Source organism: Arthrobacter sp. KBS0703, assembly GCF_002008315.2.
Lineage (GTDB): Bacteria > Actinomycetota > Actinomycetes > Actinomycetales > Micrococcaceae > Arthrobacter.
In genome coordinates, this window is record NZ_MVDG02000001.1 from 2,194,721 (window position 1) to 2,217,277 (window position 22,557).

17 protein-coding genes and 3 pseudogenes are annotated in these 22,557 nt (G+C 66.4%); 1 reads left to right on the forward strand and 19 read right to left on the reverse strand.

Going from position 1 to position 22,557, the window contains the following annotated elements:
* Positions 1 to 111: 111 nt before the first annotated feature.
* From nrdR to B1A87_RS10380, 3 genes and pseudogenes are all read right to left on the reverse strand, one after another.
* Positions 112 to 624, reverse strand: coding sequence for a transcriptional regulator NrdR (nrdR, locus tag B1A87_RS10370; protein WP_078028952.1), 513 nt, complete (start codon positions 622 to 624; stop codon positions 112 to 114).
* Between the two features lie 113 nt (positions 625 to 737).
* Positions 738 to 2,139: pseudogene (hisD, locus tag B1A87_RS10375) on the reverse strand (histidinol dehydrogenase).
* A gap of 82 nt (positions 2,140 to 2,221) precedes the next feature.
* On the reverse strand, positions 2,222 to 2,785 hold the full coding sequence (locus B1A87_RS10380) for a hypothetical protein (protein WP_078028954.1): 564 nt from the start codon (positions 2,783 to 2,785) through the stop codon (positions 2,222 to 2,224).
* A gap of 180 nt (positions 2,786 to 2,965) precedes the next feature.
* On the opposite strand from B1A87_RS10380, the gene B1A87_RS10385 reads away from it, so the two are divergent.
* Positions 2,966 to 3,424 carry a flavin reductase family protein gene (locus B1A87_RS10385; RefSeq protein ID WP_395940269.1) on the forward strand — a complete coding sequence of 153 codons (459 nt, stop codon included), beginning with the start codon at positions 2,966 to 2,968 and terminating at the stop codon, positions 3,422 to 3,424.
* A gap of 70 nt (positions 3,425 to 3,494) precedes the next feature.
* Here B1A87_RS10385 and dnaE read toward each other — a convergent pair whose 3' ends face one another.
* From dnaE to murF, 16 genes and pseudogenes are all read right to left on the reverse strand, one after another.
* Positions 3,495 to 7,052, reverse strand: coding sequence for a DNA polymerase III subunit alpha (gene dnaE, locus B1A87_RS10390; protein WP_078028956.1), 3,558 nt, complete (start codon positions 7,050 to 7,052; stop codon positions 3,495 to 3,497).
* A 125-nt stretch (positions 7,053 to 7,177) separates the two neighbouring features.
* A complete protein-coding gene (locus B1A87_RS10395) occupies positions 7,178 to 8,104 on the reverse strand; it encodes an RluA family pseudouridine synthase (protein WP_078028957.1) in 927 nt (308 codons plus the stop codon).
* Positions 8,097 to 8,669, reverse strand: a complete 573-nt coding sequence (lspA, locus tag B1A87_RS10400) for a signal peptidase II (RefSeq protein WP_078028958.1) — start codon at positions 8,667 to 8,669, stop codon at positions 8,097 to 8,099. Before lspA ends, B1A87_RS10395 begins: the two co-directional genes overlap by 8 nt.
* Positions 8,670 to 8,750: 81 nt before the next feature.
* Entirely contained in the window at positions 8,751 to 9,437 is a 687-nt protein-coding gene (locus B1A87_RS10405; protein ID WP_078028959.1) for a DivIVA domain-containing protein, read from the reverse strand.
* 166 nt (positions 9,438 to 9,603) lie between these two features.
* Positions 9,604 to 9,891, reverse strand: a complete 288-nt coding sequence (locus tag B1A87_RS10410; protein ID WP_144275780.1) for a YggT family protein — start codon at positions 9,889 to 9,891, stop codon at positions 9,604 to 9,606.
* Positions 9,892 to 10,018: 127 nt separating this feature from the next.
* On the reverse strand, positions 10,019 to 10,549 hold the full coding sequence (locus B1A87_RS10415; protein ID WP_078028960.1) for a cell division protein SepF: 531 nt from the start codon (positions 10,547 to 10,549) through the stop codon (positions 10,019 to 10,021).
* Between the two features lie 88 nt (positions 10,550 to 10,637).
* A complete protein-coding gene (locus B1A87_RS10420; protein ID WP_078028961.1) occupies positions 10,638 to 11,378 on the reverse strand; it encodes a YggS family pyridoxal phosphate-dependent enzyme in 741 nt (246 codons plus the stop codon).
* A pseudogene (locus B1A87_RS10425) lies at positions 11,371 to 12,058 on the reverse strand (polyphenol oxidase family protein). The gene B1A87_RS10420 and the pseudogene B1A87_RS10425 overlap by 8 nt, the downstream one beginning before the upstream one ends.
* Positions 12,059 to 12,132: 74 nt before the next feature.
* Positions 12,133 to 13,368 carry a cell division protein FtsZ gene (gene ftsZ, locus B1A87_RS10430; protein ID WP_395940237.1) on the reverse strand — a complete coding sequence of 412 codons (1,236 nt, stop codon included), beginning with the start codon at positions 13,366 to 13,368 and terminating at the stop codon, positions 12,133 to 12,135.
* A 189-nt stretch (positions 13,369 to 13,557) separates the two neighbouring features.
* Positions 13,558 to 14,550, reverse strand: coding sequence for an FtsQ-type POTRA domain-containing protein (locus B1A87_RS10435; protein WP_078028964.1), 993 nt, complete (start codon positions 14,548 to 14,550; stop codon positions 13,558 to 13,560).
* Positions 14,543 to 15,943 (reverse strand): annotated as a pseudogene (gene murC / locus B1A87_RS10440) (UDP-N-acetylmuramate--L-alanine ligase). Before murC ends, B1A87_RS10435 begins: the two are co-directional and overlap by 8 nt.
* Positions 15,940 to 17,040: an undecaprenyldiphospho-muramoylpentapeptide beta-N-acetylglucosaminyltransferase gene (gene murG / locus B1A87_RS10445; protein WP_144275781.1), complete on the reverse strand. Its 1,101-nt coding sequence runs from the start codon at positions 17,038 to 17,040 to the stop codon at positions 15,940 to 15,942. The pseudogene murC and the gene murG overlap by 4 nt, the downstream one beginning before the upstream one ends.
* Positions 17,041 to 17,050: 10 nt before the next feature.
* On the reverse strand, positions 17,051 to 18,391 hold the full coding sequence (gene ftsW / locus B1A87_RS10450) for a putative lipid II flippase FtsW (RefSeq protein WP_078028966.1): 1,341 nt from the start codon (positions 18,389 to 18,391) through the stop codon (positions 17,051 to 17,053).
* 2 nt (positions 18,392 to 18,393) lie between these two features.
* Complete coding sequence (gene murD, locus B1A87_RS10455) at positions 18,394 to 19,998, reverse strand: UDP-N-acetylmuramoyl-L-alanine--D-glutamate ligase (protein WP_078028967.1); 1,605 nt, start codon at positions 19,996 to 19,998, stop codon at positions 18,394 to 18,396.
* The gene (gene mraY, locus B1A87_RS10460; RefSeq protein WP_078028968.1) at positions 19,980 to 21,089 is read right to left on the reverse strand and encodes a phospho-N-acetylmuramoyl-pentapeptide-transferase; all 1,110 of its coding nucleotides are present in this window, start codon (positions 21,087 to 21,089) and stop codon (positions 19,980 to 19,982) included. Before mraY ends, murD begins: the two co-directional genes overlap by 19 nt.
* Positions 21,086 to 22,555: a UDP-N-acetylmuramoyl-tripeptide--D-alanyl-D-alanine ligase gene (gene murF, locus B1A87_RS10465; protein ID WP_078028969.1), complete on the reverse strand. Its 1,470-nt coding sequence runs from the start codon at positions 22,553 to 22,555 to the stop codon at positions 21,086 to 21,088. Before murF ends, mraY begins: the two co-directional genes overlap by 4 nt.
* Positions 22,556 to 22,557 lie beyond the last annotated feature (2 nt).

The window sequence follows — 22,557 nt, forward strand, 5'->3', positions numbered from 1 at the left end:
TAGCAGCAAGCGGCTTACGCAGAAGGTGGCAGACACAATGTCTGCCGCCTTCTGTTGTCCTTCTGGAGCCGGTGGCGGCCGCGGCTTCCCCTCCGCTGCCGCCACCGGAGCTTAGAGCGGGCTCTTTTCGGAGCTCTTGCCTTCGGAACGCTTGGCTTCGGCACCCTTGGCTTCCACTTCGGCCTCGTGGCGAAGCAGCGCAATGGCGGATTCGAAGTCTTCCAGCGATTCGAAGGCCTGGTAGACGCTGGCGAAGCGGAGATACGCCACCTTGTCCAGCTTCTGGAGGGGGCCGAGGATGATCAGGCCCACCTCGTGGGCATCGATCTCGGCCGCGCCCGAGGCACGGATGTTTTCTTCGACTTCCTGCGCCAGCAGGGCGAGATCGTCCTCGCTGACCGGCCGGCCCTGGCAGGCCTTGCGGACGCCGTTGATGACCTTGCTGCGGCTGAAGGGCTCGCCCACGCCGGAACGCTTGATCACCGAGAGGCTGGTGGTTTCGACCGTGGTGAACCGGCGCCCGCACTCGGGGCATTGGCGGCGGCGGCGGATGGCGGAGCCGTCGTCGGCCATCCGGCTGTCCACCACGCGGGAGTCGGGGTTACGGCAAAACGGACAGTACACGCTGTTCCTTCCCCGGTGCGTCATGGCGCTTCCGGCTTCAGACGGCCGGAGCTTTGTTCCGGATCCAGTTTACGGCTACATGTAGCTGAATAACAAGCCTGTAATTACTACATCTAGTGGTTAGCGCCGTTCCTGAAGCGGGCTGTCACAGCGTCTCCGTGTGCCGGGAGGTCTTCCGCGCCGGACAGGCTGACGATGTGTCCGCTGACCTGTTCCAATGCGGACTCCGTGTAGTTGATGACCTGGATTGCGCGTAGGAAAGTGGTCACGTTCAGCCCCGACGAAAATGCCGCAGTTCCGCTGGTCGGCAGCACGTGGTTTGAGCCGGCGCAGTAATCGCCGAGGCTGACGGGGCTGTAGTCCCCGACGAAGATGGCGCCGGCATTCCGGATCCGCCCCGCCACAGCGGCGGCGTCCGCCGTCATGATCTCAAGGTGTTCCGCGGCATAGGCGTCACAGGCGGCGATCCCCTGCTCGAGGTCATCCACGAGGACGACGCCGGACTGCGGCCCGGACAGGGCTTCGCGGACGCGCTGGCTGTGCTTGGTGGAGGCTGCCTGCAGCTCGAGTTCTTCCCGCACCTCCGCGGCAAGCTGGAGGGAGTCCGTGATCAGGACGGACGCGGCCTTCGGATCGTGCTCGGCCTGGCTGATCAGGTCCGCAGCGACGAACGCTGCCCGTGCGGTGGAATCCGCCAGGATGGCAATTTCCGTGGTGCCTGCCTCGGAATCGATGCCCACGACGCCCTTGACGAGCCTCTTAGCCGTGGCCACGAAGATGTTGCCGGGTCCGGTCACGACGTCCACCGGCTCCAGGTCCGGCTCGCCGTCGGCGCCGGGAACTCCGTAAGCGAACGCGGCGATGGCCTGGGCCCCGCCGATCGCGTACACCTCGTCGATGCCCAGCAGCGCGGCAGCGGCGAGGATGGTGGGGTGAGGGAGTCCGCCGAAGTCCTTCTGCGGCGGCGATGCCAGCGCGATGGACTCCACGCCCGCGGAAAGGGCGGGGACCACGTTCATGATGACCGAGGACGGGTAGACAGCCAGGCCGCCCGGGACATAGAGGCCGACGCGGGCCACCGGAACCCACTTTTGGCTCACCACGGCCTGTCTCTTATACACATCTAGATGTGTATAAGAGACAGTCGACGTCGGCCGGCCGCTGGCCGTCCGCGAACCGCCGGGCCCGGCTGATGGACTCCTCAAGTGCGGCCCGCACGGCCGGGTCGAGGCCGTCCAAGGCCGACTGGAGCGCCGCCGACGGAACGCGCGGGTGCGTCTGTTCCACGCCGTCGAACGCCTGTGCAAAGTCAGCGAGGGCAGCGAAGCCGCGCTGGCGGACGGCGGAAATGATGTCGGTGACTTTCTGCTCTGCGTCGGCGACGGTCTGGTGCCGTGCCCGCGGCACCGCCTGGCGGAGTTCCGCCAGGCTCAGGCGCCGCCCCCGCAGGTCAACGGTGCGGAATTCGACGGCGGGGGAAGTCGGGCGTACGGAACTGTCCGGAGAAGTGGTCACCCGTTCATTTTACGCGCCGCGGCGCCGGCGCCTGCGGTGTTACGGGATGCCGTCCCGCCAGCGTGCAGGACGGCGGGCAACGTCAGGAAACCTGCCCTGCGTCTTGCCCTGCCGCCGGGCCCCTGGACTTGCCCAGCAGGCTGATCACGCGCAGGACGAAATAGCCGGCTGCCACGGCCGCGGGCCAGAGCAGGAGGACAGTGTGGGACCTCAGCGAGAACGCGACGCTGGCATTGGCCGAGGTGTCCTCGGGCTGCCCCAGCCAGAGGCCCGCCAGCACCCCGGTCTGCCAGGCGAGGACGGCTGCCGCCCCGGCCGCTGCCACCGAGAGCACCAGTATGCGGCGTGTTGCGCCGTCCGTGCGCCCGGAAAGCAGCACGGCAACGAGGCTGCCGGCGAAGACAAACAGCCCGGCCAGGACCAGGTCCCGCGGGAGCCAGCCCTCAGTGTTGGTTCCCGACGCGAGCGCGGCGTTGCCGGAGATCAGGTTCATTCCGCCCGGGGCCAGGAGCCACCACAGCACGCCTGCCGGGATGCCGGCCCCGATGATGCCGGCCACCCACGGCCAGCTCCGCCGGACGCTCTCCGGGGCCCCATCCGGCTGGTGGTGGTGGCGGACCGGAGGTGCGGTTGCAGGCTGTGTCATGAAGAAACGTTAACAAATGTTGGTCCGCGTTGCGGAAACGGGGCTGTGCGGGGGCCGGATGATGCAACACCCGGGAAGCCCAATAGTCTTGTAGTAGAGACAGAATCACCAACAGGTTCAGCAGGGAGATCGATCACAGTGGCCTCAGACAACAACGCCTTCGAGGGCACGTTCAAGGAAATGTTCCGGCGCCATGCGGCCGGTGTGGCGATTATCACGGTGAACTACGACGGCGTGCCCTACGGGTTCACGGCAACGTCGGTAGCATCCCTGTCGGCGAAGCCGCCCCGCTTCACTTTCAACATGGCCCGCAGCTCGAGCTCGTGGCCGGCCGTTGCCAACACAACATACATCGGCGTCCACATGCTGGGGCTCGACAACCAGGAACTGGCTGACCGCTTTGCACGCACCAAGGAGCGGTTCGCGGGCGACCACTGGGCCCACGGGCCCTACGATGTGCCCGTCCTCAAGGACGTGGCCGGCTGGCTGATCGGAAAGATCCAAATGCGGCTTTCCTTCGAAAACAACGCCGTGGTGGTCGTGGAAGTCGTGGAGGGGGAAGTCGGCGAAGACGGCGCCCCGCTGCTCTACCACTCCGGAGCCTACGGGCAGCCGGTTCCGCTCGACTACGAAATCTAGGCCGGCCGGCCGCGGCCCCAAGTGCCGGAACGCCCGCACGGCGTCCCGGGCACCCAGCGGGCCGAACAGCTCAGGCGTCCAGGCAGGCCGGACCGAGCAGCACTTTGAGGTCTCCGAAGAGTGACGGGTTGGGGTTGACCCGCAGGTGCACGGGCAGGCCCATGACCTCCACGCGGGTGTCGCCCTGCAGGTGGACCCGAACCTCCGAGTTTCCGCGGTGGTTGCGCAGCACATCCCCGAGTTCGGTGACCACGGCCTCCGTGGCCTTGTGCGTGGGCATCGTGATCACGATGGGCCCGTTGGTGCCCTCGCTGAGGTCCGGCACGGACAGTTCCATGCAGTTCAAGGCGATGGCGCCGTCGTCGCGGCGCTGCAGCCGGCCCTTGACCACCACGATCAGGTCCTCGGCGAGGACCGACGCGATGGGGCCGTAGACCTGGCCGAAGAACATCACTTCCATGGATCCGCCCAGGTCCTCGACCTCGGCCCGGGCGTAGGCGTTGCCGCTGGCCTTGGCGATCCTTCGGCTGAGCGAGGTGATCATGCCCGCAATGGTGACGATCGCGCCGTCGTGCGGGCCGTCCTCGGCGATGATCGACGTGATGGACTGGTCGGCGTGCTGGCTCAGGAGCCCTTCCAGCCCCTGCAGCGGGTGGTCCGAGACGTAAAGCCCGAGCATGTCGCGTTCGAACGAGAGCTTGTCCTTCTTCTCCCACTCGGGGAGGTCGGGGATCTCGATGCTCAGGGACGCCTCGGATTCGGCTTCGTCGAAACCGGCAAAGAGGTCGAACTGCCCGATCGCCTCGTTGCGCTTGAGCGTGATGACGGAGTCGATCGCCTCTTCGTGGATCATGGCGAGGGCCCGCCTGTGATGATTCAGGGAGTCGAAGGCGCCCGCCTTGATGAGGGACTCGATGGTGCGCTTGTTGCACACCACCGCGGGAACTTTCATGAGGTAGTCCTTGAAGGAGGTGTAGGCGCCTTCTTTTTCGCGCGCCGCCACCATGGCTTCGACGGCGTTCACGCCGACGTTGCGGATGGCGCCCATGCCGAAGCGGATGTCGTTGCCGACCGGAGTGAAGTTCAGCGCTGACTCGTTGACGTCGGGCGGCAGCACCGTGATGCCCATCCGCCGGCATTCGTTGAGGTAGATCGCCGACTTGTCCTTGTCGTCGCCCACCGAGGTCAGCAGGGCAGCCATGTACTCCGGCGCGTAGTGCGCCTTCAGGTAGGCGGTCCAGTAGGAGATCACGCCGTAGGCGGCCGAGTGCGCCTTGTTGAAGGCGTAGTCGGAGAACGGCAGCAGAATGTCCCAGAGGGTCTTGACCGCGGCCATGGAATAGCCGTTGTCCTGCATGCCCTGCGAGAAGCCGGCGAACTGCTTGTCCAGCTCGGATTTCTTCTTCTTGCCCATGGCGCGGCGCAGGATGTCGGCCTGGCCGAGGCTGTAGCCGGCGAGCTTCTGCGCCACGGCCATGACCTGCTCCTGGTACACGATCAGCCCGTAGGTGCCGCCGAGGATTTCGGCGAGCGGTTCCTCCAGCTCCGGGTGGATCGGGATGACTTCCTGGATCTTGTTCTTGCGCAGCGCGTAGTCGGTGTGCGCGTTGGCGCCCATCGGTCCGGGCCTGTAGAGCGCCAGCACGGCGGAGATGTCTTCGAAGTTGTCCGGCTTCATCAGCTTGAGCAGCGACCGCATGGGTCCGCCGTCGAGCTGGAACACACCCAGGGTGTCACCCCTGGCCAGCAGCTCGTAGGACGCGGCGTCGTCCAACTCAAGGGTTTCAAGGTCGAGGTCGACGCCGCGGTTCATCTTGATGTTTTCCAGGGCATCCGAAATGATCGTCAGGTTTCGCAGCCCGAGGAAGTCCATCTTGATCAGGCCGAGGCCTTCGGACGTCGGATAGTCGAACTGGGTGATGACCTGGCCGTCCTGGAAGCGGCGCATGATCGGAATCACGTCGATGATGGGGTCCGAGGACATGATGACGCCGGCGGCGTGTACGCCCCATTGCCGCTTCAGGCCCTCGATGCCCAGTGCCGTCTCGAAAACCTTAGCGGCCTCGGGGTCAGTGCTGATCAGCTGGCGGAAGTCGCCGGCTTCGCTGTAGCGCTTGGCATCCTTGTTCTGGATGTCGGCCAGCGGAATGTCCTTGGCCATGACGGCCGGCGGGAGCGCCTTGGTCAGCTGCTCGCCCATGCTGAACGGGTAGCCCAGAACGCGCGACGAGTCCTTGAGGGCCTGCTTGGTCTTGATGGTGCCGTAGGTGACGATCATCGCGACACGTTCGTCGCCGTATTTGCGCGTGACGTAGTCGATCACTTCGGAGCGGCGCCGGTCATCGAAGTCGACGTCGAAGTCAGGCATGGAGACGCGGTCCGGGTTGAGGAACCGCTCGAAGATCAGGCCGTGGTGCAGCGGATCAAGGTCGGTGATGCGCATGGCATAGGCCACCATGGAGCCTGCACCCGAGCCACGGCCGGGACCGACCCGGATGCCGTTGTTCTTGGCCCAGTTGATGAAGTCGGCCACCACCAGGAAGTAGCCCGGGAAGCCCATGGAGGTGATGACCTCCAGCTCATAGTCGGCCTGCTTGCGCACCTTGTCCGGGATGCCCTGCGGATACCGGTACTGGAGTCCCCTGTCGACTTCCTTGACCAGCCAGGACGTTTCGTCCTCCCCCTCCGGGCAGGGGAACCGCGGCATGTAGTTGGCCCCGGTGTTGAACGAGACTTCACAGCGCTCGGCGATCAGCAGCGTGTTGTCGCACGCGTCCGGGTGGTCGCGGAACAGTTCACGCATCTCCTGCGGCGACTTCAGGTAGTAGCCGCTGCCGGAGAAGGCAAAGCGCGAACCGCCGTTGTCGTAGGTCGGCTCCAGGAGCGTGGAACCCGACTGGATGGCCAACAGGGCCTCATGCGCCTTCGCGTCGTGCTCGTGCGTGTAGTGCAGGTCGTTCGTGGCAACGAGCGGCAGGTTCAGGTCCTTCGCCAGGCGCAGCAGATCGCCCGTGACACGCCGTTCGATGTCCAGGCCGTGGTCCATGAGCTCGCAGAAGTAATTCTCCGCGCCGAAGATGTCGCGGAACTCTGCGGCAGCCTCAAGCGCCTCCCGGTACTGGCCGAGGCGCAGCCGGGTCTGGACCTCACCGGACGGGCAGCCGGTGGTCGCAATGAGCCCTTCCGAGTACGTGTTCAGCAGCTCACGGTCCAGCCGGGGCCATTTGCCGAAGACCGAGTCCAGGGAGGCGATCGACGAGGCACGGAACAGGTTCCGCATGCCAACGTTGTTGTAGCTCAGCAGGGTCATGTGGGTGTAGGAACCGCCGCCGGAGACGTCATCCTTGCGCTGGCTTTCCTCGCCCCAGCGGACCCGGCTCTTGTCACCGCGGGCGGTCCCGGGAGTCACATAGGCTTCGACGCCGATGATCGGCCTGATGCCCTTGTCCGTGGCCCTCTTCCAGAAGTCGAAGGCGCCGAAGAGATAGCCGTGGTCGGTGGTGGCCAGGGCGGGCATGCCCAGCCGCTCGGTTTCGTCGAAGAGCTCTCCGAGCCGGGCGGCGCCGTCCAGCATCGAATACTCGGTGTGGTTGTGGAGATGGACAAACGAGTCATTGCTGGAAGTCACCGGACCATTCTAGTGCCGCCGGGCGACATTCACGGCGCCCGCGCCGCCGGCCCGGAACCGGGCAGGTCCAGCCCCAGGACAGGGCATGCTCCAGGGCATGACACGTCAGGCCGCCGCCCCGCGCTTCAGGCCTTGCCGGACTCCAGGACTTCCAGCGCGTAGGACAGGTCTTCGGGGTAGTCGCTGATGACGGTCACCCGGTCCCCGGTCCGCGGGTGGTCGAAGCCGAGTTGGCGGGCGTGCAGCCACTGGCGGGTGAGGCCGAGCGTGGCGGCGAGCCGGGGATCGGCCCCGTAGGTCAGGTCGCCGGCGCACGGATGCCGGAGCGCGGCGAAGTGGACCCTGATCTGGTGGGTGCGTCCCGTCTCCAGGTGCACCTCCACGAGGGTCGCCTTCCCGAATGCCTCAAGGACCTCGTAGTGCGTGACAGACGGGCGGCCGTCCTCGATGACGGCGAAACGCCAGTCGTGGCCCGGGTGCCGGCCGATGGGTGCGTCGATGGTACCCTGCAGCGGGTCCGGGAGGCCTTGGACGACGGCGTGATAGACCTTCTCCACGGTGCGTTCCTTGAACGCGCGTTTGAGGGCCGTATACGCCTGTTCCGATTTGGCCACCACCATGACACCGGATGTTCCGACGTCGAGCCGGTGGACGATGCCCGCCCGTTCCGGAGACCCGGACGTGGAGATGCGGTAGCCGGCGCCGGCGAGTCCGCCGACAACTGTCGGCCCCACCCAGCCGGGAGACGGATGGGCCGCGACTCCTACCGGTTTGTCGACAACCACGAAGTCGTCGTCGTCCAGCAGGATCTTCAGGCCTTCCACTACTTCCTCCACTACTTCAAGGGGGTCCCGCCGCTCCGGGACGGTCACGTGCAGCACGGCGCCGGACGTGAGCTTGGCGGACTTCCCCACGCGCTTGCCGCCGCTGAGAACGTTCCCTTCGGCGACCAGCGTGGCTGCGAGCGACCGCGACATGCCCATCAGCTTGGCCAGGCCCGCGTCCACGCGGCTGCCGTCAAGCTCGTCGGGCACGACGACGCGCTCAGACATCCGTGGCTCCTTCGCGTTTGGCGACGGCGTGGTGCGAGCCGTCCAGGGCGATGCCCCGCAAGGTCAGGAGGCAGATGATGACCACGGAGGAGACGACGGCCGAGTCCGCAATGTTGAAGATCGCGAAGTTGGGCAGCTGGATGAAGTCGACGACGTGGCCCATGGCGAAGGACGGCTCCCGGAAGAGGCGGTCCGTCAGGTTGCCCAGCGCGCCGCCGAGCAGCAGGCCCAGGGCCAGCGCCCACCAGGCCGAACCGAGCTTGCGGAGCTGGAACAGGATGGCGACGGCGACGGCGACCATGATGATGGTGAACACCCAGGTCACGTTCTCGCCGATGGAAAATGCGGCTCCGGAGTTCCGGATGAAGTACCAGTGCAGCACGGGCGGGAGCACGGGAATCCGTTCGCCCTCGACCATGTTGCCGGTGACCCAGAGCTTGGTCAGCTGATCGAAAACGTACGCGAACGCCGCGAAGCCTGCGAACAGGGACAGCAGCAGGGCGCGCCGCGGCCGCGGTGAGGAGGAGGCTGGGTGCGCTGCGTCAGCGGCAAGTTCGTCAGTCATGGTGCTTTCATTCGGGAACCGTTGTTAATCACAAAAGCCGGTGGCCGAGGAATCCTCAGCCACCGGCTTTCAGAATACGTGCTAAACGGCAGCGCTGCTTTCGCCGACCTCGGGGGCAGCGACAGAACCGCGGGCGTCCAGGTCGCGCAGCTGGCCTTCGATGTAGGCCTTCAGGCGTGAGCGGTAGTCGCGCTCGAAGCCGCGCAGCTGCTCCACCTTGCGCTCCAGGACAGACCGCTGCTGCTCCAGTGCGCCGAGGATCTTGCGGGACTTCTCCTGGGCGTCGTTGACGAGGCTGCTTGCCTCGATCTGCGCTTCGGCGATGATTTTGTCGCGCTGCTCCTGGCCGTCCGCAACGTGGCGGTCGTGCATCTGCTGCGCCATGGCCAGCAGGCCGGCAGCTGACTCGGAGGCGTTCGGGTTCGTGGTGGCGGGAACCTGGGCCGGGGCAGCCTGCTCGGCTCCCTTCTTCTTGGCCAGTTCAGCAGCCTTGGCCTCAGCTTCGGCCTTGGCGCGCGATTCGTCCTTGTCGGACTTGACGGGCGCCGGGACCTTTTCGACCACCGGTGCGACCGCTGCGGAGGCCGCGGGCGATCCGGAACTGACTTCGGCGAGCTTCTTGCGAAGTTCGTCGTTCTCCTGGTTCAGGCGCCGCAGTTCGACGACGATTTCGTCCAGGAAGTCATCAACTTCGTCCTGGTCGTAGCCTTCGCGGAACTTGGTCGGCTGAAAGCGCTTGTTGACAACGTCTTCTGGCGTCAAAGCCATCTGGTCACCTCGTTGGTCTAGTTAGTCAGTAGGCCTTCCGGCCGTCAAAACTACGGTACCTAAATATGGTCTGGTTACTCTAATTCAACACTGTGATGTCAAACCGGAGATTCTCCGCGCGGCGGCCGATTCTCGAACGGCCGTTACGCTGCAAGCTGATATGAAACTACGCAAATGCCTTGGTAAAGGTCATGGCCAGGCTCAGGGCGATGAACAGCACCAGGAAGCCAAGGTCGAGCGAGACGCCCCCGAGCCGCAGCGGCGGAATGAGCCGCCGAAGGACCTTCAGCGGCGGGTCCGTGACGGAGTACACCGCGTGGGCCGCCACCAGGGCAACGCCGCGGGGACGCCATTCGCGGGCGAACATCTGGACCCAGTCAAAGACCAGTCGGACAATCAAGGCCACGAAAATGAACAGCAGCACGATATAGACGAGCCCGAATACTATTCCCATGAGCTAACCAATATCTCCATGATTCATTCCGGATACCGAAGTGTCCTGTGGATCTTGCCTGTTGTGCTTCCACTATTTCAGCACGGATGCCAGGCAGGTGTCCCTGCCTGGCATCCGGAGAGCCTTCTTAGCTTTGGTTGAAGAAGCTGGCGGTGGTCTCGCTGGCCTTCTTGTCGTCGCCGATGACCTCGATGTACGACGGCGACAGCAGGAAGACCTTGTTGGTCACGCGCTCAATGCTTCCGCGCAGGCCAAAGACGAGGCCCGCGGAGAAGTCCACGAGGCGCTTGGCATCGGACTCACCCATGTCGGTGACGTTCATGATGACAGGAATGCCGTCCCGGAAGCTTTCACCGATGAGCTTGGCGTCGTTATAGGACCGCGGGTGGATCGTGGTGATCTGCCGCAGGCCGGTGGTCTCTTCGCGGCTCGAAGCCGCACGCTTTATGGGTGTCACGGGTGCGCGGTATTCCTCTTCGGCAGCTGGTGGCACTTCACGGACGACCTCGCGGACCGGCGCCGGGGCGCGGCGCTCCTCACGGTCATGCTCCATTGAGTGGTCCTCGTCTTTTTGCTGGGTGGAAAGCTCAGACTCGTAGTGTTCGTCGCCATCGGCGAGCCCAAGATAGATCATTGTCTTGCGCAGAGCGCCGGCCATGGTCGACTCCTAATCGTGTCCGTAAGCGGGCCGCCCAAAGTCCTGACAGCATTGAAAGTGCCCGCCATTCACTTCCAATACTCAGACGCTACCGCACGGCCGGGCGCGAACCGAGAATATCCGAACCAATTCTGAGGTGTGTCGCACCGAACCGCACGGCCGCTTCAAGATCCTGGCTCATTCCGGCGGAAATCCCCGTCGCCGCGGGGTAGTCACCCCTCAACCGGACCGCAATGGCAGCGAGTTTCTCAAACGCCCGGTCCGGATCGGCGCCCAGGGGCGCAACCGCCATGACGCCGGCAAGCCGAAGGCCGCCCGCTTCTTCCAGCTGTTCTGCCAGCAGCGGAACGTCAGCCGGGGCCGCGCCGCCCCGGTGGGCACCGGCGTCGTCGTCGAGGCTCACCTGGATGAAGCAATCGAGGCTGTCCCGCCCGGACCTTTCCTGTTCGGCGGCCATCGCCTTTTCCAATGCCGTCACGAGCTGCGGCCGGTCCACGGAGTGGACGGCGTGGGCGTACCGGACCACGGTCTTGGCTTTCTTGCTCTGGACCTGGCCGACGAAGTGCCACTTAAGGTCCAGTTCCAGGAGCAGGGCCGCCTTCTCCGATGCCTCTTGGTCGCGGTTCTCGCCGAAGTCTGTCACGCCAAGACCTGCCAGCCGGCGCACGTCCTCGGCGGGGTGGAACTTGCTGACGACGATCAGCCGTGGAGGATCATCGTTGCGGTCCGCTGCCGCCGTCGCCTCGGCGATCCGCTGCCTGACGGCCTCCAGGCGTTGCCGCAGCTGGTCCGCCCGCGGATCTTCCCGCACCGGGTCCGCCTCAGTCATGGGTCCAGACCAGCCCGGCGAACCGCCCTGATTGGGTATCCCTGCGGTAGCTGAACAGGGAGTCGTTTTCGAGGGTGCACGGGCCCCGGAATTCGACGGGCACGCCCGCTGATTCGAGCTGGCTCGCAGCGCCTGCGGGCAGGTCGAGTGCCGGCGTCCCCCAGGATGTGGTGGACCAGGCGGAAGGAACGGCGGCGGCAACCTCCGCGCGCAGTTCCGCCGGCACCTCGTAGCACCGTCCGCAGACGGACGGCCCGAGCCAGGCGCGGATGCCCGTGGCCCCAGCGGCGCGCATCTGCTCGACCGCGGCCGGGATGACACCGGCGGAAACCCGGGGCGTCCGGCGTGGACGACGCCAAGCACGTGGCGGCGGGGCCATCGCCCACCAGAACCAGGGGAATGCAGTCAGCCACCATCACTGCCAGCGGGAGGCTGACGGACACCATGGCGTCCGCCGTTGGCGCCTCACAGCCGGTTTCAACGACGGAAACATGGTTTCCATGCACCTGGTTCATGTACTGGAACCGGCGGGGCGCGATGCCCGCGGCATGCTCCAGCTCCTCCCGGCGGCGAATGACCGACGGCGCGTCGTCGCCTACGTGCAATGCGAGGTTGCCCGCCCCGGTGTCCGTGAACGCCACAGACACGCCCGGCAGGACTTCAGCACGCCACAAAAACAATCAGAACACCGACAATCAGGAGAGCAACAGGCGGAGGACGGGTGGACGGCAAAGCCGGCCGGCGGCCTCCTACTTCAGGAAGTCCGGGACATCCAGGTCGTCCGAGCGGTTGCCGGACAGGTCATGTTCAACAACCGACGGAAGGTCGACGTCGAATCCCGAGTCCGCGGGAACCGCCGACGGGCGGTGCTGGCCCCAGTTGCTGAGGCCGGCGGCGCCGACCCCGGCGTGCGCGGGCTGGACATGGACCTGCTGGCTGTGCGACGGCGGCTGGCTCGCCAGATGTGTATAAGAGACAGCGGCACTGCCGGGCGCTGCGGGGCCGACTGCGGCTGCGACTGGTCCATGGACGGCGAGGTGGCCTTGACGTCGTCGAATCCGGCAGCGATCACGGTGACGCGCGCTTCATCGCCCAGGGCGTCGTCAATGACGGCACCGAAGATGATGTTGGCCTCGGGGTGGGCGACTTCCTGAACCAGGCGGGCTGCCTCGTTGATCTCGAACAGGCCGAGGTCGGAACCGCCCTGGATGGACAGCAGGACGCCGTGGGCGCCGTCAATGGAGGCTTCCAGCAGCGGCGAGGCGATGGCAAGCTCGGCGGCCTTGACCGCGCGGTCTTCGCCCCGCGCCGAACCGATGCCCATGAGTGCGGATCCCGCACCCTGCATGACCGACTTCACGTCGGCAAAGTCAAGGTTGATCAGGCCCGGCGTGGTGATGAGATCCGTGATGCCCTGGACACCGGACAGCAGGACCTGGTCAGCGGAGCGGAACGCATCAAGGACAGAGACGTTGCGGTCGCTAATGGACAGCAGGCGGTCGTTGGGGATCACGATCAGGGTGTCGACCTCGTCGCGGAGGGCATCGATGCCTGCCTCTGCGGAGCCGGCACGACGGCGGCCCTCGAAGGTGAACGGGCGGGTGACAACACCGATGGTGAGCGCGCCGAGGGAGCGAGCAATGCGGGCAACCACGGGGGCGCCGCCTGTGCCGGTGCCGCCGCCCTCGCCCGCCGTCACGAAGACCATGTCCGCGCCGCGGATGACCTCTTCGATCTCGTCAGCGTGGTCTTCTGCCGCCTGCTTGCCCACTTCGGGGTTCGCGCCTGCGCCAAGGCCCCGGGTCAGCTCGCGTCCGACGTCAAGCTTGACGTCGGCGTCGCTCATCAGCAGGGCCTGCGCATCGGTGTTGATGGCGATGAATTCGACACCGCGGAGACCCACCTCGATCATGCGGTTGACTGCGTTCACGCCACCGCCGCCGATGCCGACGACCTTGATGACGGCCAAGTAATTCTGCGGAGCTGCCACGTTACGTGTCCCTTGTTCGTGTCCTATTGCGAAAACTGATGGAGTCGAGCTTGAAGTTCCGAACCTTAACCTTCGAGTTGAAGGTTATAGTTATGTCAAGTAACTCATGTCTGTGACGCTATTTCCTATGCCTCGTACATTCAATAACCGCCGCCGCGTGTCGGACTAATCACCGCGAAATAGAGCGGTTCAGCGCGTCACCGGATGCCGCGGCACGCTGACGTCATAGATGTTGACGGGATTTGCCGGATCGGCGGGAACCTTCAGGAGGGCCTCCAGCACGCGTGCCTTCAGCTCCTTCTCCCCCGCATTGCCCCAAATGATCGTCTGGCCGTCCACCAGCTTCAGTTCCACGGCGTCGACGGACTTGGCGGAAGCGTTGGAGAGCTTGGCAAGGACATTGGCGGGAAGAGCGCCCAGGACTGCTGCGGTCGCCTGGAACAGATCCTTGCCGATGGTGCCGGCCCCGCCGTCGATGACGGGCAGCTTCACCGATCCCGGATCGGCCGTCGCGCCGAGCCGTACGCCGTCCACATCCACCAGCAGGTACTCCTGGCCGCGTTTGACCAGAGCCACCGGCACGCGCTCATGCACCTGGACCACCAGGACGGACGGCGGGTGCGCCTGGGTGGTCACCGATTTGATCTGGACGAGCGGCTTCAGCAGCGCGTTGACGTCCTCATCGCTCACCTGCGGCAGCGGCGTACCCAGGAGCGGCTTGAGTGCCGCCTGGACCTGGGCCGGCTTGAGCAGCTTCGTGCCGCTGACCGTCACCGTCTGGACGGCGAGCACCGGGGAGTAGACCGCGGCCAGCAGCAGGCCCGCAACGAGGGCGGCAATGATGCACGACGCCACGATGACATTGCGCCTGACGCGTTTGCCCTTGGGCTCGGGGAAAGCGAGAACGTTGTCCGGTTCGGCTTGGCTGCCTGACAGCTGCTGCCCTTGCTTCCCCGGCCCCTGCTCTTTCGCCGCCTGCCCGGAACCCTGTCCGGATGCCTGTCCGGCCGGCTGCTTTGCCGGCTGCTTCCCCCGCTGGCTGTCCTGCGGTGCGGCCGGCGACGCGGGTGCGCTCTTGGAAGCCGAGATCACGCCCGGCTGCGTTGCTTCGCGCGGTTCCGACGCTTTGTCCCGGCTCCCCGGCCGCACAGGCTTGTACGTGGGACGGCGGCTGCTAGCCAAGGAGGGACTCCACGATGAGGGGCCCGTAGGCGGTCACGTCTCCGGCCCCCGCCGTGAGGATGATATCCCCCGGCTGGGCGGCGGAGGTGACGGCCTCCACGGCGGCGGCGCCGGCCGCGACGAGGCGCCCGCCGGGGCCCAGGTGCTGGGCGATGAGTCCGCTGCTGACACCCGGGATGGGATCTTCCCTGGCGGGGTAGATGTCCAGCACCAGGGCGGTGTCGGCTGCGTTGAGGGCGTCGGCGAATTCCGAGGCTGTCTCTTATACACATCTAGATGTGTATAAGAGACAGGAGAAAAGGTGCGGCTGGAAAAGCACGTGGACCTTGTGGGCGCCGGCAACAGAGCGGGCAGCCGCAAGTGCCGCGCGGACCTCCGTGGGGTGGTGGGCGTAGTCGTCGTACACGCGCACTCCCCTGCCTTCTCCCTTGAACTCAAACCGCCGGGAGGCACCGGCGAAACCTGCCAGGGCCGCGGCGGCTGAGCCTGCCTCGACGCCCAGTTCAAGGGCCACGGCCATCGCCGCCGCGGCGTTGAGCGCGTTGTGCCGCCCCGGCACCTGCAGTGTCAGGGGAAACTGTCCTGCCGCCGTCGAGACCGCTACGTTGCCGGGGCCGGCGTCGTCCAGCCTGAGGTCGGCGGCAGCAGAGGTGCCGTAAAGAACAACGCGGGTGTTTCCGCGTTCCCGCGTGCGGCGGGCCAGCGCAAGCGCTCCGGCGTCGTCCGCGCAGGCCACCAGCACGCCGTCCGCGGGCAGGAGCGCCGTGAAGCGGTCGAACGATTCGTACACTGCCTCGGCCGTGCCGTAGTGGTCCAGGTGGTCCGGTTCAACGTTTGTGACGACGGCGATCTGCGGGCGGTAGTTCAGGAACGACCCGTCGGATTCGTCGGCCTCCGCCACGAACACCTTGGAGCTGCCGTTGGCGGCATTGACGCCGAGCGCCGGGACGTTGGCTCCGATGGCGAAGGAGGGGTCCAGGCCCGCGCCCTGCAGCAGCACGGTGATCATGGACGTGGTGGTGGACTTCCCGTGTGTGCCCGCCACGGTGACCACGAGGTCGTCGGCCATGGTGGCCGCCAGCGCCTCGGAACGGTGCAGGACCGGAAGCCCGGCTGCCCTCGCTGCGGCCAGTTCGGGGTTGTCAGCTCGAATGGCCGAACCTGCCACGACGGTCTGGGTGTCGCCGAGGTTTGCCGCCGCATACCCGACCGAAATCTTCGCCCCGGCTGCGGCGAGGTCTGCCATCACGGGCAGGTCCTTGGCGTCGGATCCGCTCACCGGCACGCCGCGGGCCACCATGATCCTGGCGACGGCGGACATGCCCACCCCGCCGATCCCGATGAAATGCACGCGGCCAAGCGCGTCCTGCCGGAGTGGGGCGTTGCCTGTCATTTGGATACCGCTTCCAGTACAAGATCGGCCATGAGCCGATCGGCATCCCTGATGCCGAGGTTTTCCGAGTTCGCCGCCATGGAGCCGAGCCTGGCCCGGTCAGTAAGCAGCGGTATGAGCTGGGTCCGGACCCAGTCGGGGGTGAAGTCCCGGTCCGCGACGATCAGGGCGCCGCCGGCCTTCACGAGTCCGTCCGCATTCAGTGCCTGCTCGCCGTTGCCGATGGGCAGCGGCACGAACACCGCAGGAACGCCGACGGCGGCCACCTCGCTGACCGTGGCCGCTCCGGCCCGGGCGAGCAGCAGGTCCGCGGCGGCGTAGACCGTCTCCATGCCGTCGACGTATTCGCGCTGCCGGTAGCCGTCGGCCTGCAGCGGGTTGCCGGCGCTGTCCTCGACCGACTTCCCGCGGCCGGTGATGTGGAGGGTCTGTATTCCGGCGTCCGCCAGGGCCTGGAGGGAGGCGGCGACGGTGCGGTTGATGCTCTGCGCTCCTGAGGAGCCGCCGGTGACGATCAGCACCGGCTTGTCCGGCTGCAGGCCCAGGGCACCGAGGGCGTTGGCGCGTGCGGTGGCCCGGACCAGGGCTGAGACTTCACGGCGCATCGGCATGCCGACATGCCTGGCGTTCTTCAGCCGCGTGCCGGCGAAGGCCACGGCCACGTGGCTGCTCAGCCGGGCACCCACCCTGTTGGCCAGGCCGGGCCGGGTGTTGGCCTCGTGAATCACGATCGGAATCCTGCGCCGCCACGCGGCCAGGTACATCGGCGTGCAGACGTAGCCCCCGACCCCCACGAGGACATCCGCCCTGGCGTCGTCGAGGATGCGGCCGGCCTGCTTTACGGCTCCGGCCAGCCGGCCGGGCAGGCGCAGCAGTTCCACGGAGGGCCTGCGCGGGAACGGGACGCGGTCAATCGTGGCGAGCTCGAGGCCTGCGGCCGGCACCAGCCGGGTCTCCATGCCAGCGGAGGTTCCCACCGCCAGCAGCCGGGCGTCGGGGCGCGCATCGCGGATGGCGGCGGCGATGGCCAGTAGCGGATTGATATGGCCCGCCGTTCCGCCGCCGGCGAGGACCACGGACAATGACTCGGTTTTCATCAGGTGCTGTTTACGCTTTCGTACGGGGTTTCTTGCGTCCGGGCATCCGGAGCGGGCCCAGCATTTTCCGGGGCCTCATGCTGGGCGCCATCTGGACCCGGGCCAGTGACAACACTACGCCGATTGCGCAGAGCGACATGAGCAGGGCCGAGCCGCCGTAGGAAATGAACGGCAGCGGAACACCGATCACCGGGACGAGCCCCGTGACCACCGCCATGTTGACCGTGGCCTGGCCCAGCAGCCACACCATGATGGTGCCCGCGAGGACCCGGTGGAACAGGTCCTCCTGCGCCACCACCACGCGGTAGATCGCGGCGCCCAGGATGGCGAAGAGAATCAGTACGACGACGGTCCCCACCAGCCCGAGTTCCTCGCCGATGATGGCGAAGATGAAGTCGTTGTGCGCTTCCGGGATCCAGCTGTACTTCTGGCGGCTCTGCCCCAGCCCGACGCCGAACCAGCCGCCGGAGGCCAGGCCGTACAAGCCGTTGGTCGACTGGTAATTGGCGTCGGTGCCGTCGCCGCAGGACTGCCCCGTCCACCACGAGGTAATGCGGCACATTCGGTTCGAGCTGGTCATGGCCATGACGGCGGTGGCCGCGATGCCGGCGATCGCGGCGAAGCCGAACAGGTAAAGGCGCACGCCGGCGAAAAACAGGGCGGCGGCCATGATCATCATGATGATCATGCCGGTGCCGAGGTCGTTGCCGGCAAGAACCAGTCCGATGATGCCCAGTGCGAGCGGGACCACCGGTATGACGGCATGCTGCCAGCGCTGGAGGAGCCGGCCTTTTTTGGCCAGCACTGTAGCCATCCACAGCGCCAGGGCAAGCTTGGCCGCCTCGGACGGCTGCAGTGTGAAGAACGGGCCGACCTCGATCCAGTTCTTGTTGCCGTTTACGGTGGTGCCGATGAGCAGGACCAGCCCGAGCAGGCCGTACGCGAGCATGATACCGGGCCACGCGAGGCGCTTCAGCCAGACCACGTTGATCCGGGACAGCATGAACATCAGGAAGATGCCGATCCCCGCGAACAGTCCCTGCTTGAGGGCCGCCGTGTAGGGGGACTCCCCTGCGGCGATGGCCTCCACGCTGGACGCCGAGAGCACCATCATGATGCCGATGGCCGTCAGGGCGAGGGTGGTGCCAAGGATGAGGTAGTACGTGGAGCCGTTGCGCGACTTTCCGGTTCCCTCGAGCGCAGACCAGAACGAACGGTACCAGCGCAGCAGCCTGGCAACGGCCGGAGGCTTCTGCCCCGGGCCTTTGCCGGCAGTCGTCACGGCGGTCCCACGAGCCGTGCCTGCGGTTCGCGTCTTGGCGGCCGCGGGACGTGTGGGCGTGCTGACCATTCTTACTCCTTGCCGGTCTGGGCCTGCCCTTCCACGAGCTCGCGGACTGCTTCGATGAAGGCGTCGCCACGGTGAGCATAGGAAGAGAACTGATCCATGGAAGCAGCCGCCGGGGCCATGAGCACAGTGTCACCCGAGGTGGCCAGCTGCGCCGCCGAAGCGACGGCCCGTGCCATCACGTCCTCACCGGTCTCTGGCGAAGCCGGGGCGGCGTCAGGTCCGGTTCCGGCAGGCTGCACCATTTCAGTGTGGCCCGTGGCCGGCCGTATGACGGGGACATCGGGAGCGTGTCGCTGCAGGGAGTCTTCCAGTGACGCCGTGTCGGTGCCGATGAGCACCACTCCCTTGAGCCGCCCAGCGTTCTCACGGACGAGTTCGTCGTAGTTGACGCCTTTGGACAGGCCGCCGGCGATCCAGACCACCGGGTCGAAGGCGGAGAGCGATGCAGCCGCCGCGTGCGGATTCGTGGCTTTTGAGTCGTTGATCCAGAGCACGCCGTCCTGCCTGGCCACGGGCTGGATGCGGTGATTTCCCGGAATGTAGGCCTGCAGTCCCTGCCTGACGTGCTCGGGCTTGAGTCCGTAGGCCCGCACCAGCCCGGCGGCCGCCAGGGCGTTGGCCACCATGTGGCGCGGAGCCACCGGTCCGAGATCCGACATCGACGCCAGCTCGGCGGCGCTGTCCTTGCGCTCGGCGATGAACGCCCGGTCCACCAGCAGGCCTTCGACGACGCCCAGCATGCTGATGGCCGGGGTGAGCGTGGTGAAGCCGACTGCGCGGCAGCCTTCCACAACGTCGGCGTCCTCCACCATGCGCTCGGTTTCGATCTGCTCGGCGTTGTAGATGCAGGCTTTCTGGGTATGTTCGTAGATCTTTGCCTTGTCGGCGAGGTACGAGGTGTAGGAGCCGTGCCAGTCCACGTGGTCCTCGGCCACGTTGAGGCAGACGCTCGCCACGGCGGACACGGATTCGCACCAGTGCAGCTGGAAGCTGGAAAGCTCCACTGCCAGGACGTCGTATTCGACCGGATCCCGAAGGGCGTCGAGGATGGGCGTTCCGACGTTTCCGACGGCCAGTGCCTTGAGCCCGGCTGCGCGCAGCATCGATTCGGTCAGGCCGACGGTCGTCGTCTTGCCATTCGTGCCCGTGATGGTCAGCCAGTCCGCCGTCTTGCGGCCCTCGCGGACCCGCACGCGCCAGGCGAGTTCGACGTCGCCCCACACCGGGATGTGCGCACGCTTGGCGGCCGCCAGCAGAGCCTGGTCCGGCCGCCAGCCGGGCGACGTCACGATGAGGTCCGGCTTCACGCCGTCGATCTTCGGAACGGATCCGACCGCGCTTTCGCCCAGCAGCACGTCCACGGCTCCGACGATTTTGAGCGTGTCCGCTTTGGCGGTGGCAATGTCGGTCGCGGAGGCGTCCACCACCACCACACGGGCTCCGAGCTCGATCAGCGTGTCCGCAGCTGCGAAGCCTGAGACGCCGATTCCGGTGACCACCACGCGGAGTCCGGCCCAGTCCGAGTCCCAGCTGACGAGGTCCTTGAGCCTGTCGGCGGCGGCGTGGCCGGCGCCCGGTGCGTTGCTGCTCACAGCAGGACCACCCATTCTGCGTAGAAGATGCCCAGGCCCGCGGCCACAAACAGTCCGGCCAGTATCCAGAACCGGACCACCACGGTGACCTCCGCCCAGCCCTTGAGTTCGAAGTGGTGCTGCAACGGGGCCATTTTGAAGAATCTCTTGCCCTTGGTGACCTTGAAATAGCCCACCTGGATGATGACGGAGAGCGTGATGAGGACGAACAGGCCACCGATGAAGGCGAGCAGCAGTTCGGTGCGCGACAGGATGGCGAACCCGGCGATGGCCCCGCCAATGGCCAGGGATCCGGTGTCGCCCATGAAGATCTTGGCGGGCGACGTGTTCCACCAGAGGAAGCCGACGAGGGCCGCGCTCATAATGGCGGCAAGCAGCGCGAGGTCCAGCGGGTCCCGCACGGAATAACAGCCGCTCCCGGCCTGGCGGGGCGAACCACACGCCTGGTTGCTCTGCCAGATGCCCATCAGCGTGTAGGCGCCGAAGACCATCACGGCGGCGCCCGCGGCCAGTCCGTCCAGTCCGTCGGTGAGGTTGACGCCGTTTGTCGCGGCGGTGACGATCAGGTTGGACCACAGCACAAAGAGGATCGCGCCGAGCACCGAGCCGCCGAAGGCGAGGTCAAGCCACGGGATGTCGCGGACCAGGGAAATCTTGGTGGACGCCGGCGAGAGTCCGTCCGGGTCCGGGAAGTACAGGGCCAGCACGGCGAAGATGACGCCCACGGCGGCCTGGAGGATCAGCTTGGCCTTGGCGTCCAGGCCGAGGCTGCGCTGGCGCGAGATCTTGATGAAGTCGTCGAGGAAGCCGACCAGGCCCATGCCCACCATGAGGAACAGGAGAAGCAGGGCGGACACCGACGGGCCGGCCGATCCGGGGTTCAGGAGCCACATGATGAGGTGTGTCAGTCCGTAGCTGGCCAGGACCGCCCCCACAACGACGGCGCCGCCCATGGTGGGGGTGCCGCGCTTTGTGTGGTGTGACGTGGGGCCGTCATCGCGGATGAACTGGCCGTAGCCCTTGCGGACCAGCAGCCGGATGAACAGCGGAGTTCCTACCAATGCCATCAGCAGGGCCAGGCCAGCGCCGATAAGTAGTGCAATCACAGCAGCTCGCTCCCTTCGTTGGCAGTTGCGGGGTTTTGTGGGGGTAATGCTATCCGATCGCCCAAATGGCGAAGTCCGACGCTGTTCGAGGATTTGAAGAGCACCAGGTCACCGGGTTCGAGCTGTTCCTGGAGCAGGTCATACGCTTCGTCCGCGTTCTCGGCAAAGACGCATTCGTCACCCCAGGACCCTTCCTGGACGGCTGATACGTAGAGCGAACGAGCCTCGCGCCCCACTACCACCAGGCGTGAGATGTTGAGCCGGACCACCTGGGTGCCCACGGCGGTGTGCTCGCGGATGGAGTCCTCGCCAAGTTCGAGCATCGCTCCGAGCACGGCCCAGGTCCGGCGTCCCCGGCCAAGGTCGGCCAGGGTCCGGAGTGCCGCCCGCATGGATTCCGGGTTGGCGTTGTATGCGTCGTTGATGACGGTGACGCCGTCGGGCCGCTCGGTCCGTTCCATGCGCCACCGGCTGGCGGCTGACTGCGAGCTGAGTGACGCGCCGATGCGTGCGGCCGGGATGCCGGCAGCGTGGGCGGCGGCTGCCGCGGCGAGCAGGTTTGAGACGTGGTGCTCTCCGATGAGCCGGCTGCTCACCCGGACAGCCTCCTCCCCCGGCAGTTCAAGGTCGAACTCGGGGTGGCCGGACGCGTTCGTGTCCAGGTGTTCTGCACGGACGGTCGGTCCTTGGGCGGCGGCGTTCCGGGCAGAGAAGCCCAGAACTGTGGCAGACGTGCGCACCGCCATGGCCGCAACCCGCGGATCGTCCAGGTTCAACACGGCGGTGCCGGCGGGGTCCAGGGCTTCCACGAGTTCGCCCTTGGCTGCCGCAATATTCTCAACGCCGCCGAATTCGCCGGCATGTGCCGTTCCCACGCCGAGCACGACGCCGATCTCGGGGGCGACCATGTTCGCCAGGTACCGGATATGCCCGATGCCCGTGGCGCCCATTTCAATGACAAGGAAGCGGGTCTCGAAGCCTGCCTGGAACACGGTGAGGGGAACGCCCACTTCACCGTTGTACGACCCGTGCGGCGACACCGTCTTGGCTTCCGTGGAAAGGATCCCGGCCAGCAGGTCCTTCGTGGTGGTTTTGCCCGCGGAACCGGTGATGCCGATGACCGTGAACTGTTCGCCGGATGCCTCGCGGCGCGCCCGGATCCGCCGGACCTGCTCCGCTGCCAGGGCGCCCATGGCCAGTACGGCGTCGTCGACGATCACCGACGGATACGTCTGCCCGGCGCCGTCGGCGATTTCGCGTTCGGCAAGGGCCAGCACGGCGCCCTTGTCGAACGCCGCGCCCACGAACGCGTGCCCGTCGGCGTGCTCGCCCGGCTTGGCCACGTACAGCGACCCGCCGATGGCCTCGCGCGAGTCGGTCACCACGGATCCCGGAGTGACGTCGGGGTCGGCAAGCAGCCGGCCGTTGGTGATTTCGGCGATTTCCGCCGCAGTTAGTGCAATCATGT